Source organism: Actinoplanes sp. CA-252034, assembly GCF_050956125.1.
Classification (GTDB): Bacteria; Actinomycetota; Actinomycetes; order Mycobacteriales; family Micromonosporaceae; genus Actinoplanes.
Genome location: NZ_CP191846.1, coordinates 9,548,923 through 9,562,533 on the forward strand (window position 1 = coordinate 9,548,923; position 13,611 = coordinate 9,562,533).

The window sequence follows — 13,611 nt, forward strand, 5'->3', positions numbered from 1 at the left end:
GAGTGAGCACGGCAACCTCATTACTTTGCCACACCCGGAGGGGGCAGTTGTAATCCGGCCTCGGCCAGCGCCTTGCGGTCCTTCTTGTCGAGGAGTTCCGGCGGGTAGGCGGCGTACATGTCCGGGCGCCGGTCGGCGGTGCGCAGCAGGCTCTGCTCGCGCCGCCAGCGGGCGATCCGGCCGTGGTCGCCGGAGCGCAGCACGTCCGGGACCTCACGGCCGCGCCAGGACTGCGGCTTGGTGTAGACCGGAGCCTCCAGCAGACCGGCCGCGTGCGACTCCTCGGTCAGCGAGTCGGCGTTGCCGAGCACCCCGGGCAGCAGCCGGGTGATCGCCTCCATGATCACGATGACCGCGACCTCGCCGCCGAAGAGCACGTAGTCACCGAGCGACACCTCGTGCACCGGCATCCGGTCGGCGGCGGCGTCGATCACCCGCTGGTCGATGCCCTCGTAACGGCCGCAGGCGAAGACCAGGTGGTCGAGGCTTGCGAGCCGGTGGGCGTCGGCCTGGGTGAAGGGCTTCCCGACCGGCGATGGTACGACCAGAGTGGCCCCCGGCGACGCGACGGCGTCCAGCGCCTCGCCCCACGGTTCGGGGCGCATGACCATGCCGGGCCCGCCGCCGTACGGGCTGTCGTCCACCGTCCGGTGCACGTCATAGGTCCATTTACGCAGATCGTGCACGGCGAGATCGAGGGTCCCGGTGGTCCTCGCCTTGCCGATCAGCGAGAGATCGAGCGGAGCGAAGTAGTCCGGGAAGATCGAGATGATGTCGACCTTCACAGGAGTGCCGTCACAGGTCGAGAAGGCCTTCCGGGAGGTCGACGACGATCCGGCCGCCGCGCAGGTCCACGGTCGGGACCATCGCGGTGACGAACGGGATCAGGGCCGTCCCGCCGCCCTTCTTGGCGAGCACGATCAGGTCCGAGGCGGGCGCGTGGTCGATCCGCTGGACCGTGCCGTGCTCGGTGCCGTCCCCGGACTCCACGCGCAGCCCGATCAGCTGGTGGTCGTGGAACTCCTCCGGGTCCTCCGGCGGCGCCACCTCGGCGCTGTCCACCTGGAGGAACACACCCTTCAACGCCTCGGCGACGTCACGGTCGCGGACGCCCTCGAAGACGGCGATGCCGCGGCCCTGATGCCAGCGGATCGACTCGAGGACGAGTTGTGCGGGAGCCTCATAGCGAGCACCGGGCATGGGAACGGCCGCCGGGCCGGCGCTCACCCGGCGGTCCCGGGGGACCTCCGTGATGAACACCGACCCGGCGGTGAAGCGTTCCTCGGGCTCGTCGGTCCGCACGACCACCGTGACCTCGCCCCGGATGCCGTGCGGTTTACCGATCTGGCCGACGACTAGCAGCATCGATCAGTACGCGTCGACGATGTCGACCCGGATGCCACGACCGCCGATCGACCCGATCACCTGACGCAGGGCCTTGGCCGTCCGCCCGCCACGCCCGATGACCGTTCCCAGGTCCTCGGGGTGCACGCGAACCTCGAGCCGCTTGCCGCGGCGCGAATCGACCAGACGAACCCGGACGTCGTCCGGGTTGTCGACGATGCCCTTGACGAGGTGCTCCAGCGCGGGCCGGAGCGCCCCGTCAGCTCGCGTCGGCGCCGGCACCGGCCGGGTCCTGTGCAGTCTCGGCGACGGCTTCGCGGTTGGGCTCGGCCGGGTCGGCCGGCTTGGTGTCGGCCGGGCGAGCCTCGGCGACCTCCGGAGCAGCGGCCTTCTTCGCCGACTTCGGCGCGGTGGCCGGCTTGGTCTCGGTCAGACCGGCAGCGGCCTTGGCCTCCGCCTCGTAGACCTCGGCCTTGCTCTTCTTGCTCTCAGCGACCAGCAGCGGCGGCGGGGCCGGCAGGTTCTTGAACTTCTGCCAGTCGCCGGTCTTCTCCAGGATGCGCTGCACCGGCTCGGACGGCTGGGCGCCGACGGACAGCCAGTACTGAACGCGGTCGGACTTGACCTCGATGACCGAGGGGTGTTCCTTCGGCTGGTAGATGCCGATGTACTCGATGGCGCGGCCGTCGCGCTTGGTGCGCGAGTCGGCGACGACGATGCGGTACTGCGGGTTGCGGATCTTGCCCATCCGCAGGAGCCGGATCTTAACGGCCACGGTTTATTCGCTCCTGATGACTGCGTGGTTGAGCCGAACGGAACCCGCGTGGGGATTGCGGGACCGATGCCTCATGGACTGGCATCGCGATCAGGGGTTAGAGGGCGCCTGTCGCATGCCGGATACCAACAACTCATTCTGCCAGACGAGCAGGCGACTCTCCCAACCGGGCCACCACCGGCCGGTCCCAGCCCGACGGCAGCTCGACGGGGGTGGGCCAGGACGGATCGGGACGGAAATCGGTCCAGGTGCCGTCGAAGGGGAACTCCCCCGCCTCGAGCCGCGCGATCACCCGCCGGCCCTCGGCCCACACTGCCGCCTCGTCGGGCACCCAGTAGAGCTCCGGGAAGGCCAGGCGCTCGGCGAAGTCGTCCTCGTCCTTCCACCGCCACACCCGGTCACGGGTGGCCACGACGTCGAGGTCCTGATCGATCACGTCGATCCCGGCGACGTCACCGTCGTCCCAGCGGACCGCCGGCTCCTCGAGGTTCACGTAGTAGTTGGTGAACTCGCCCTCGTCGTCACGGAAGAACCAGACCGAGTGGCTCTCGCCGGGCGGGAAGAACCGCAGCACTCCCGGACCACGCCACTGGGCGGTCCGGAGGGCTCGGGGAGCGGCCATCCAGTCGGGGAAGGCCAGCTCCCGCGGGAACCGGCCGTCGAGTGTCGTCTCCACCGCGATGGTCGAGCCGCGGGCCACCCAGATGAGCAGCCCGCGATCGTCGTCGGAGATCACCCGGCCCGGATGCACGAAGGCGATCCGGCCGTGATGGGTGTCGCGATGAAGGATCAGCCGACCCGGTGAGAAGCGCACGCTCAGTACGAACGACCCAGGTAGGCGATGAGGTCCGGCTCCTCGTCCGACTCCGGCATCGAACCGTCCTCACGGGTGAGGCAGCGAACCGTGATCGCCTTGCCGTTCGCCTCCTTCTCGCCGGCCTCGCCGACCGCCGACCACGGCACCCGGGCGAACCCGGTCTGCGACGCCTCGATCGCCTCGGCCAGCGTCTTCACCTCGACCGTGCGCTCCTCGCGGAAGGCCAGGGCGTCGTCGTACAGGCGCTGCTGGTCGGCCTTGAGCGCGGCCACCACGGCGTCGGCCACCTCGGCCAGTGCGATCGGCGACTTGGTGCCGTCGATCCGGCGGGCCACCACCGCGTTGCCGTTGGCCAGGTCACGGGGACCGACCTCGATCCGGATCGGGATGCCCTGCAGCTCCGCGTCCACCGCGCGACGGCCGAACGGGATGTCCGCACGGTCGTCGAGCTTCACCCGTACACCCGCGGTCTTGAGGTCCTTGACCAGCTGGGCCGCAGCCTCGGCGACGCCCTCGCCCGCCTTGACCACCATGACCTGCACCTGAACCGGCGCGAGGCGCGGCGGAAGCCGCAGGCCGTTGTCGTCGCCGTGCACCATGATCAGGCCGCCGAGCATCCGGGTCGAGGTGCCCCACGACGTGGTCCAGGCGTGCTCGACGGTCCGCTCGGCGGACGAGTAGGTGATGTCGAACGCCTTCGCGAAATTCTGCCCGAGCTCGTGCGAGGTGCCCATCTGCAGCGCCTTGCCGTCGCCCATCATGGCCTCGACGGTCATCGTGTTGGTGGCGCCGGCGAACCGCTCGCCCCTGGTCTTGCGGCCCGGGATGACCGGGATGGCCAGCATCTCCGTCATGAACGCCTCGTAGACGTTCTTGTGGATGTCACGCGCGTGCTCACGGGCGTCGGCCTCGGTGGCGTGCGCGGTGTGGCCCTCCTGCCAGAGGAACTCGGTGGTGCGCAGGAACGTGCGCGGGCGCAGCTCCCACCGGACGACGTTGGCCCACTGGTTGAGCAGGAGAGGAAGATCACGGTACGAGTCGACCCACTTGGCCATGAACTCGCCGATCACGGTCTCGCTGGTGGGGCGCACGACCAGTGGCTCGGACAGCTCCTTGCCGCCGGCGTGGGTGACGACCGCGAGCTCCGGCGAGAAGCCCTCGACGTGGTCGGCCTCGCGGCGCAGGTAGTTCTCCGGGATGAAGAGCGGGAAGTACGCGTTCTGAACGCCCTGCTCCTTGATGCGGGCATCCATGTCGCCCTGCATGCGCTCCCAGATCGCGTAGCCGACCGGGCGGATCACCATCGTGCCGCGCACCGGGCCGTTGTCGGCGAGCTGCGCCTTGGCGATGAGGTCCTGGTACCAGCGGGGGAAGTCCTCCGCACGGGGAGTGAGCACGCGAGCCATGAGGAAGCATCGTAGTCGCGACCCGGCTGCAACCTGGTGGGTGGGCATCCCGTGTCCCTCATCGGAGAAAGACGGGGTGACGGATGGACTTCGATGACTTCTACCGGGACACGTCCCGGCGGCTGGCCCGGTACGCCTACGGGCTCACCGGCGACCCGGTCGAGGCGCAGGACCTGGTCCAGGAGGCGTATGCGCGCGCCTGGCAACGGTGGCGGCGCCTGGCCGGGTACGACGACCCGGAGGCGTGGCTGCGGCTGGTGGTGAACCGGCTGTCCGCGGACCGGTGGCGACGCCTCGGGATCCGCCGGGCCCGGGCCGCCGCCGAGCCACCGCTGCCCTCGATCAGCCCACCCTCCGAAGACGTGGTGGTGCTGGTACGCGCGATGCGTGACCTGCCCGACAAGGTGCGGCGAGCGCTCGCCCTGCACTACCTGCTGGACCGGTCGATCGCCGACATAGCCACCGAGACCGGCGCCACCCCGAACACCGTCAAGTCCTGGCTGTTCCGGGGCCGCACCCTGCTGGCGGCCGCCCTCGACGACACCTCGGTGAAGGCGAACGAGAAGGAGGTGGCCCGCCGTGCCCGCTGACCTGGACGAGATGTTCGCCACGCTGAGCCGGCAGGCCGACGGGATCCCGCTCGCCGGCGCCGAACAGGCCCGGCAACGAGGCCGTCAGCGCCGCGCCCGGAGCCGGGTCGCGCTGGCCGCCGCCGCGGTCGTGCTGGTCGCCGTCGGGACGGGACTGGCCGTCGGCCGGCCGCACCCGGAGCCCGAGCCGCTGCTGCCGGCCACCGAACCGGCCCGGATCCGTGGCCTGGCGCCGGTGGGTGAGCCGCTCCGGGTCGCCGAGGGGCGGATGTGGAACAACACCCGGATCGCCGGGGACCGGGTGATCGGCTTCTCCGCCGACGGCAACGGCGGGCACGAGACCGTCGCGCTGGACGCCCGGACCGGGGCGGTTCTCTGGCGGCTCACCGGCGCGGGCGGGTACTACCTGGGTGTCGCCACCACGCCGAAGGTGGTGATCCTGGTGCGGCAGCCGGAGACGCAGTCGGGGACGTTGACCGATCCGCCCGGGCGGTTCCTCGAATTCCACGATGCGGTCACCGGCGCGAAGACGTGGGAGCTGCCGGACACCGGTCCCGACCAGTTCGTCCTGTACCAGGACGTGCTGGTCCGGCTGGTCGGCCCCACCCTGGCGCTCGAGGGGTACGACCTGGTCAGCGGCCGAAAGCTGTGGACGTCGCCGGCCGGATTCGTTCCTGACGACGACTCCCAGGGGTCGCCCCCGGAACGGACGATCAGCGGCATGGGCACCGGAGCGAACAGCGACGGCGGGACCGGCTCCGCCCTCTTCGCCCCGGAGTACGCCGACGCCGTCCCCTTCACCGACGACCGGCTCGTCGACATGGGCAGGTCGGGAGAGATCACGATCCGTGACATCCGGACCGGCGAGGCCCGGTCGACGATGCCGGGGCGCCCAGGCTCGGAGAGCCTGTTCGCCTACGAGGGGACGGTCTACACCGTGGTGCGCGGCGCCGACGGAGCGCTGGCCGGCATCGCCACGGCGGACCGTGTCGTCTACCGGAACGAGAAGCCGTGGTACTTCGAGAGCCACTTTCCCTGCGGACGCGAACGTCTCTGCGTCATCGAGAACGACAGCAACGCCACCCCGGAACAGCCGGTGGCCCGGCTGCTGCTGATCGACGCGAAGACCGGAACCGTGATCCGGACGACCGGGGCGGTGCCACGATACGGCGACGACTCGTTCCGCCTCGGCCACGTCCTGACGAGCAGTGGCGGCGAGAAGGCGACCACCCTCTACGACGAGAACGGCCAGGCCCGCTACTCCGACCAGGGAGTCGGCGGGTTCGTCGACGACGGCAACGTGCTGACCATGACGCAGAACGCCGGGGACCGTCACTTCAAGGTCCGCGGCATCTCCAACGTCGACTTCCAGAAGGTCGAACTGGGCCAGATCCCGGAGATCTCCGGTCGCTGCGACTGGGACGAGCAGATCCTCACCTGTCCGACCGGCCGGGAGCTGTGGATCTGGCGCTTCGACCGCTGACCGGCTCGGCGGCGCCCTCGGCTTTCGAGGGCGCCGATCACTTGATGACGGCGCCCCGCAGCACGATCCGGCGGGGCGCCCGCACCACCCGCAGGTCGGCGCGCGGGTCGGTCTCGTAGACCACCAGGTCGGCGAGACCGCCCTCGACCAGGCCGGGGAAGCCCAGCCACTCGCGCGCCCGCCACGACGCGGCGGCGAGCACGTCGACCGCCGGGATGCCGGCCTCGTGCAGGTAGAGCATCTCCTCGGCGGCCAGCCCGTGCCGGATGCCGCCACCCGCGTCGGTGCCGATGTAGATCGGCACGCCGGCCTCGTGGGCGGCGAGGACGACCGAGGGGAACCTGTCCCGCAGGGCGACCATGTGGTCGGCGTAGTCGTCGAATTTGCCGCGTGCGGCGTCGGCGATCTTCCCGAACGTCCGGATGTTGATCATCGTGGGCACCAGGGCGGTCCCGCGGCGGGCCATCTCGTCGACCAGGTCGAGCGTGAGCCCGGTGCCGTGCTCCACCGAGTCGACCCCGGCGCGCACCATGATCTCCACGCCCTCCTCGGAGAACGTGTGCACCGCGGCCCGGGCTCCGGCGGCATGGGCGGCCTCGACGGCGGCTGCCATCGTCGCGGCGTCCCAGCTCGGGGCCAGGTCGCCGACGCTCCGGTCGATCCAGTCGCCGACCAGCTTCACCCAGCCGGTGCCGGCTTTCGCCTGCTCGGTGACGGCCGCGGCGACCTCACCGGCGGCCACCTCGACACCGATGTCGCGCAGATAGCGGCGGGGAGCGGCGACGTGGCGCCCGGCGCGGGCCAGGCGGGGCACGCCCGCTTCGTCGTCCAATTCGGGGTACGGAAAAGGGGAACCCGCATCACGCAGGGCCAGGACACCCGCGTCACGGTCGATGACGGCCAGCTCACGGGCCTGATCGAGACTCTCGATCGGTTTCGCCCCGTAGGCGATGCCGAGGTGGCAGTGCGCGTCGACGAGCCCCGGCACGATGAACCCGCCGTCACTGATCGTCTCGGCCCCGGCCACCGGCTCGTAGGTGACCCGATCCCCCACCAGCCACAGATCCCGGACCTCACCGTCCGGCAGAACCGTCCCACGCACATGAAACGCCATGGCTAAGTCCTACCGGATCAAGCTTCGTCCAGTGCGGCGAGGTATTCGTCACGCAAGGCGGTGAGCGCCGGCAGATCGATGGTGATCGGATAGGGCACCTCGGTGTTGAACACCTTGTCGGTGCTCGCGACGGTCTCGTAGGCCCCAGTCCGGCCGGGGTGGAACACCGTGAGAGTTACTCCGCCGTGCCCTGTCGGGTCAACGACCCAGTAATGAACGACCCCGGCCGCCGCATAGACCGTGGTCTTCGCCTGCATATCCCGGAAGTGAGACGTCGGCGAAATGATCTCTAGGACAAGCAACGCCCGATCGATCGGTGCCGGCGTCAGCGCCATGACACTTCTGTGCACCACGACGACGTCAGGTCGAGGCTCGTTGCTGCGGTCAATGGCCAGTGAGTAGTCGGGAACCGCGTCGTAGCCAGGCGGGCAGCTCGCCTCCAGCGCTTGTGTGAGCTTGAAGCCGAGCTTCTGATGAATACCGGTGGGGGACGGCAAGATCAGCCTTCCGTCGATCAACTCGTAACGGAGTCCCTCAGGAAGGCTGGCCAAATCGTCAGTAGTCCAGTCCTGCTTATCGTGCAGGTCGGGGAGATGAAGGGCAGCGGTCATGAGCTCCTCCTCGCTGGGATCGCCACCCACGCTACTAGCCCCCTGACAGTTAGCGCAATCCAACTGGACAAGCGACTAGTCGCCGATCAACGATTGTCGTCCTTCGGCGGCTTGTTGAGCTTGTTGAAGTCGAGTTTCGGCAGCTTGAAGCCGGGCGGCACGCCCGGGCCCCCGCCGAGCGCGCCCGGGTCGAGCCCCGGCGGCAGCTGCGGCATGCCACCCGGGAACCCGGCCGGCATCCCCCCGGGACGCCCGCCGACCCGCGGCCGGTTGCCGCCCTTGGTGCCCTTGCGCTTGTTCTTCGAGCTCTTCGTGGCGCTGCGACGGCCGCCCGGCAGGCCCATCATGCCGGTCATCTGCTTCATCATCTTCTGCGCGTCAGTGAAGCGGTTGAGCAGCTGGTTGACGTCCATGACGGTGACGCCGGAGCCGTTGGCGATACGCAGCCGCCGGGACCCGTTGATGATCTTGGGGTTGGTGCGCTCGCCCGGGGTCATCGAGCGGATGATCGCGGTGACCCGGTCGAAGTGACTGTCGTCGAGCTCGTCGAGCTGGCCCTTGAGCTGCCCCATGCCGGGCATCATGCCGATGATGTTGGCGATCGGGCCCATCCGGCGGACCGCGATCAGCTGGTCCAGGAAGTCCTCCAACGTGAACTGCTCGCCACCGAGCAGCTTGTTGGTCATCTTCTCCTTCTGGTCCTCGTCGAAGGCCTGCTCGGCCTGCTCGATGAGGGTCAGGAGGTCGCCCATGTCGAGGATCCGGCCGGCCATCCGGTCGGGGTGGAAGACGTCGAAGTCCTCCAGCTTCTCACCGGTCGACGCGAAGAGGATGGGCTGGCCGGTGACGTGCCGGACGGAGAGCGCGGCGCCACCGCGGGCGTCGCCGTCGAGCTTGGACAGCACCACACCGGTGATGCCGACGCCGTCGCGGAACGCCTCGGCGGTACGCACCGCGTCCTGGCCGACCATGGCGTCGATGACGAAGATGACCTCGTCCGGGTCGACCGCGGCACGGATGTCGGCGGCCTGCTGCATCATCTCGGTGTCGATGCCGAGCCGGCCGGCGGTGTCGACGATGACGATGTCCTTCGCCGTCCGCTTCGCGTGCTCGATCGAGTCGCGGGCGACCTGGACCGGGTCGCCGACGCCGTTGCCCGGCTGCGGGGCGTAGACGTCCACCCCGGCGCGCTGGGCGAGCACCTGGAGCTGGTTGACCGCGTTGGGGCGCTGCAGGTCACAGGCGACCAGCAGCGGCTGGTGCCCCTGGTTCTTGAGCCAGCGGGAGAGCTTGCCGGCCAGCGTCGTCTTACCCGAGCCCTGGAGACCGGCCAGCATGATCACGGTCGGCGGCTGCTTGGCGAACTGCAGCCGCCGCCCCTCGCCACCGAGGATCTGGATGAGCTCCTCGTTGACGATCTTGATGATCTGCTGGGCCGGGTTGAGGGCCTGGGAGACCTCGGCGCCGCGGGCCCGCTCACGCAGGCTGGCGATGAACGACTTGACCACGGGCAGCGCGACATCGGCCTCCAGCAGCGCGAGACGGATCTCGCGCGCGGTGGCGTCGATGTCGGCATCGGTGAGCTTGCCCTTGCCACGCAGCTTGCCGAAGATCCCGGAGAGGCGGTCGCTCAAAGTGTCAAACACGGTGCGCTGGTCCTTAAGTTCGCTCAGGCCGTTGGTCGGGGTGGGGGCTCGCCCGCAAGCCTAGCCGTACCGTCGCATCCTCACCGGTTCCGCATGCGGTAGGTCCGCGCGGCCGCCTCGATACGCCGCTGGGTCCGGGTGCCGGGGGCCAGTGAGCGCTTGGCCGCCGCGTAGAGGACGGCGCCGCCACCGATCACCAGAGCGCCGAGGAACAGATACCAGAGCAGTGGTCCGAGCAGCCAGCTGGCCACCCAGCCCACCGCGACGAGCCCCACCACGAACGCGATCGCCTTACCCATCGCCGGCCTCCCGCCGTCGTCTGACATCACCTCTTCCACCATGCCTTTCCGGCGCAACAGCCCGCATCGGCCGAGACCCCCATCCGTTCCCTTAGGGGTGAGGTCGGCACGAGTCCCCACGGTGGTCGCACCGAAGCCATATAACGCACTTAAGGGGAATATAGACCGCAACTTCGCTCTGATCCTGGACGTTGAACCCTCGGCGGATGAGCGGCGAAAGGACGACGGCGTGGCCCTGCGAGAGGTCCTGCGGCTGGCCCCGTGGCCGGTACGACGGCGGATCTTCGAGACGGTCGAGGCGCGTGTCCTGCCCCGCGTCGCCCCGGAACGACGTCTGCGAGTGGCCCGCACCTTCATGCCGCTCGGCCCGGCACGGTTCCGCGGCACGGGCGGGGCCACGCTGCGCGTACGCACCGCGGCGGGTGTCCTGACCGCCCGCACCGACCCGGCCGCCTCCCCCGTCGCGATCCGCCGCCGCAACCTGGACCGGGTCGTGCGGGCGCTCGACGAGGCCGGCGTCGACTGGTTCCGGGTGCCGGTCCGTGCCGCCGGGCGTACCGCCGTGGCGGTCCGCGCCGCCGACCGGGACGACGCCCTCGCCGTCCTGCGCCGGCACGTCGCCGACGACCACGGCTCGCTGCGGGTGGCTCTCCCCGGCCGCCGCCGGACCCCGCGGGTGGTGACGGTGTGCTGGCCGGTCACCGACCCGGGCGGCAGTCTGGTGCTCGGGCACGACCTGGCCTGCGAGGTCGAGTTCTGGGCCGAGCGGGACGGCCGGCTGGTGTCACCGCGCCGCAATCCGGTGGCCGACTCGATCCCGGCCGGAGAGCCGGTCACGGTCGCCCCGGAACCGGTCTTCGGGTCGTTCAGCGTCCCCGGCGACACGACCGTCTACCGCACCCGCCGGGTCTTCACGTCCGTCGACCCCGATCGTGTCGACTTCCCGATCGACGTGGTCTACACGTGGGTGGACGGCGGCGACCCGGAGTGGCAGCGGCGCAAGACGCGGGCGCTGGCCGAGAACCCGTGGGTCGGCGAGGTCAGCGTGCAGGCGGCCAACGACTCCCGGTTCGCCAGCCGCGACGAGCTGCGCTACTCACTGCGCGCCCTGCACTGCTTCGCGCCCTGGGTGCGCCGGGTCTTCCTGGTCACCGACGACCAGACGCCCGCCTGGCTGGACCGGGCCCACCCGCGGCTCACCGTGGTCTCGCACCGGGAGGTCTTCGGCGACACCGGGCGGCTGCCGACCTTCAACTCGCAGGCCATCGAGTCGCGGCTGCACCGGATCCCGGGACTGGCCGAGCACTTCCTCTACCTCAACGACGACGTGATCCTGGGCCGGCCGGTCACCCCCGAGATGTTCTTCACCCCGGGTGGGCTGACCAAGTTCTTCGCCTCGGCGGCCCGCGTCGACACCGCACCCCGCGGGCCCGCCGACCGGCCCGCCGACTCGGCCGCCAAGAACAACCGGCGGCTCATCCAGGAGACGTTCGGCCGGATGCTGACCCGCAAGATGATGCACACCCCGCACCCGTCGCGGCGCAGCGTCATCGCCGAGATCGAGGAACGGTTCGCCGAGCAGGTCATGGCCACCGCGGGACACCAGTTCCGGCACCCCGACGACATCTCGCTGCTGTCGTCGCTGCAGCAGTACTACGCGTACCTCACCGGGCGGGCCGCACCCGGCCGGATCCGCTACCTCTACACCGACCTCTCGGAGCCGGTGACGCCGCTACGCCTGGCGCGTCTGCTGCGCAACCGGGACGTCGACGCGTTCTGCCTCAACGACGTGGACGTGCACAGCGCCGCCGTCGCCGACCAGGAAGCCCTGGTCGCCGAGTTCCTTCCGGCCTACCTGCCGTTCACGTCCCCGTTCGAGGTGCAGCCCCGCGGCATCCGCACCATCGCGGCGCCCCGGCAGCCGAGTCCCGACCGGGACGACCGGCCGGTCCCACCCGACGTGGCGCTGCCGCCCGTCGCCTGACCCGCCGCACCGGCACCGGCACCTGACCTTCCGATCCCTCGCCAGACCTCCGCACCGTCGCCAGATCTTCCGCACAAAGGAGAACTCCCTTGAGCTACGACGTCGTCATCCTCGGCCTCGGGTATGTCGGACTGCCACTGGCGCAGCAGGCGATCCGGGCCGGCATGTCGGTCCTCGGCTTCGACATCGACGAGACCGTGGTCCGCTCGCTCGCCGAGGGCCGCTCCCACGTGGACGACCTGAGCGACACCGACGTGGCCCAGATGCTGGCCGGCGGTTTCGTCCCGACCTCCGACGAGACGCTGATCGGGCAGGCCCGGACCGCGGTCATCTGCGTGCCCACACCGCTGGCCGAGGGGGACGGGCCGGACCTGCGGGCCGTTCTCGGCGCCACCTCGGCGATCGGGCGCAACCTGCGGCCCGGCATGCTCGTCGTGCTCGAGTCCACCACCTATCCGGGCACCACCGACGAGGAGGTCCGGCCCCGGCTCGAACAGCTCTCCGGGCTCACCGCCGGCATCGACTTCCACCTGGCGTTCTCCCCCGAGCGGATCGACCCCGGCAACGCGGTGTACGGCGCCCACAACACCCCGAAGGTGGTCGGCGGCTACACCCCGGCGTGCACCGACCGGGCGGAGGCGTTCTACGGGCGGTTCGTCGAGACGGTGGTGCGGACCCGCTCGACCCGGGAGGCGGAGACCGCGAAACTCCTCGAGAACACGTACCGCCACGTCAACATCGCCCTCGTCAACGAGATGGCCCGGTTCTGCCACGAGCTCGACATCGACCTGTGGGACGTGATCCACGCGGCGTCCACGAAGCCGTTCGGGTTCCAGGCGTTCTACCCCGGCCCCGGCGTCGGCGGCCACTGCATCCCGATCGACCCGAACTACCTCTCCCACAACGTGCGCAGCAAGCTCGGCTACCCGTTCCGGTTCGTCGAGCTGGCCCAGGAGATCAACACGACGATGCCGGCGTACGTGGCCCGCCGCGCCCAGAACCTGCTGAACACCGACGGCCACGCGGTCCGCGGCGCGACCGTCCTGCTGCTCGGCATCACCTACAAGGCCAACATCGCCGACCAGCGCGAGTCCCCGGCCGCCCCGCTGGCCCGGCAACTGGCCGCCCTCGGCGCCACCGTCGCCTACCACGACCCGCACGTCACCACGTGGGAGCTCGACGGCGTCCCGGTCTCCCGTACCGACGACCTGGAGGGCGCGGCTGCCTCCGCCGACCTGGTGATCCTGGTCCAGAACCACCGCGAGTACGACCCCGACCACCTGGCCGGCATCTCGAAGCGCTTCTTCGACACCCGGGGCGTGACCACCGTCCGCGAGGCTCACCGCCTCTGATCGACCCACCGCGGCCGGGGCGACCCTCACCGCCCGGCCGGGCCCCTCGCTGCTTCGGACCATTCCTCGGTACGCCGCACATCAGTCCCGTGGCTGTCCCCGCGACGTCCCTGCCCACTCCCGGCTCCACCGCGACTCCCGGGCGTATGCGGTGGAGGCCGGAAGCGGGCAGTCAGGTCGCGGGGACAGC

Annotated in this window: 14 protein-coding genes; 4 read left to right on the forward strand and 10 right to left on the reverse strand. The window is 70.3% G+C overall.

The genetic code is table 11. The features are described from left to right. Window positions 1-20: 20 nt before the first annotated feature. The 6 genes from trmD to proS all read right to left on the reverse strand — a co-directional run bounded on the left by trmD (window position 21) and on the right by proS (window position 4,342). Window positions 21-785 (reverse strand): tRNA (guanosine(37)-N1)-methyltransferase TrmD, encoded by a 765-nt coding sequence (gene trmD, locus ACQPZW_RS43100; RefSeq protein WP_433791787.1) that lies wholly within the window; start codon window positions 783-785, stop codon window positions 21-23. 10 nt (window positions 786-795) lie between these two features. Then, window positions 796-1,362: a ribosome maturation factor RimM gene (gene rimM, locus ACQPZW_RS43105; RefSeq protein ID WP_433797797.1), complete on the reverse strand. Its 567-nt coding sequence runs from the start codon at window positions 1,360-1,362 to the stop codon at window positions 796-798. A 6-nt stretch (window positions 1,363-1,368) separates the two neighbouring features. Continuing rightward, window positions 1,369-1,626, reverse strand: a complete 258-nt coding sequence (locus ACQPZW_RS43110; protein WP_014447131.1) for an RNA-binding protein — start codon at window positions 1,624-1,626, stop codon at window positions 1,369-1,371. After that, entirely contained in the window at window positions 1,604-2,119 is a 516-nt protein-coding gene (gene rpsP / locus ACQPZW_RS43115) for a 30S ribosomal protein S16 (protein WP_360286243.1), read from the reverse strand. Before rpsP ends, ACQPZW_RS43110 begins: the two co-directional genes overlap by 23 nt. Window positions 2,120-2,252: 133 nt before the next feature. After that, window positions 2,253-2,933, reverse strand: a complete 681-nt coding sequence (locus ACQPZW_RS43120; protein WP_433791788.1) for a DUF402 domain-containing protein — start codon at window positions 2,931-2,933, stop codon at window positions 2,253-2,255. A gap of 2 nt (window positions 2,934-2,935) precedes the next feature. After that, window positions 2,936-4,342, reverse strand: coding sequence for a proline--tRNA ligase (proS, locus tag ACQPZW_RS43125; protein WP_433791789.1), 1,407 nt, complete (start codon window positions 4,340-4,342; stop codon window positions 2,936-2,938). Between the two features lie 83 nt (window positions 4,343-4,425). Here proS and ACQPZW_RS43130 point away from each other — a divergent pair, with 83 nt between their 5' ends. Continuing rightward, window positions 4,426-4,932 (forward strand): sigma-70 family RNA polymerase sigma factor, encoded by a 507-nt coding sequence (locus ACQPZW_RS43130; protein WP_433791790.1) that lies wholly within the window; start codon window positions 4,426-4,428, stop codon window positions 4,930-4,932. Further along, a complete protein-coding gene (locus tag ACQPZW_RS43135; protein ID WP_433791791.1) occupies window positions 4,922-6,415 on the forward strand; it encodes a hypothetical protein in 1,494 nt (497 codons plus the stop codon). Before ACQPZW_RS43130 ends, ACQPZW_RS43135 begins: the two co-directional genes overlap by 11 nt. A 37-nt stretch (window positions 6,416-6,452) precedes the next feature. On the opposite strand, the gene ACQPZW_RS43140 is transcribed toward ACQPZW_RS43135, so the two are convergent. From ACQPZW_RS43140 to ACQPZW_RS43155, 4 genes are all read right to left on the reverse strand, one after another. Continuing rightward, window positions 6,453-7,529 carry an amidohydrolase family protein gene (locus tag ACQPZW_RS43140; RefSeq protein WP_433791792.1) on the reverse strand — a complete coding sequence of 359 codons (1,077 nt, stop codon included), beginning with the start codon at window positions 7,527-7,529 and terminating at the stop codon, window positions 6,453-6,455. 17 nt (window positions 7,530-7,546) lie between these two features. Next, window positions 7,547-8,140 carry a Uma2 family endonuclease gene (locus ACQPZW_RS43145; protein ID WP_433791793.1) on the reverse strand — a complete coding sequence of 198 codons (594 nt, stop codon included), beginning with the start codon at window positions 8,138-8,140 and terminating at the stop codon, window positions 7,547-7,549. A gap of 86 nt (window positions 8,141-8,226) precedes the next feature. Continuing rightward, a complete protein-coding gene (gene ffh / locus ACQPZW_RS43150) occupies window positions 8,227-9,786 on the reverse strand; it encodes a signal recognition particle protein (RefSeq protein WP_433791794.1) in 1,560 nt (519 codons plus the stop codon). 80 nt (window positions 9,787-9,866) lie between these two features. Continuing rightward, entirely contained in the window at window positions 9,867-10,085 is a 219-nt protein-coding gene (locus ACQPZW_RS43155) for a hypothetical protein (RefSeq protein WP_093619993.1), read from the reverse strand. Window positions 10,086-10,314: 229 nt separating this feature from the next. Between ACQPZW_RS43155 and ACQPZW_RS43160 the strand changes: the two genes are divergently transcribed. Further along, on the forward strand, window positions 10,315-12,069 hold the full coding sequence (locus ACQPZW_RS43160; protein ID WP_433791795.1) for a stealth family protein: 1,755 nt from the start codon (window positions 10,315-10,317) through the stop codon (window positions 12,067-12,069). A gap of 89 nt (window positions 12,070-12,158) precedes the next feature. Further along, a complete protein-coding gene (locus ACQPZW_RS43165) occupies window positions 12,159-13,421 on the forward strand; it encodes a nucleotide sugar dehydrogenase (protein WP_433791796.1) in 1,263 nt (420 codons plus the stop codon). The last annotated feature ends 190 nt before the right edge of the window (window positions 13,422-13,611 follow it).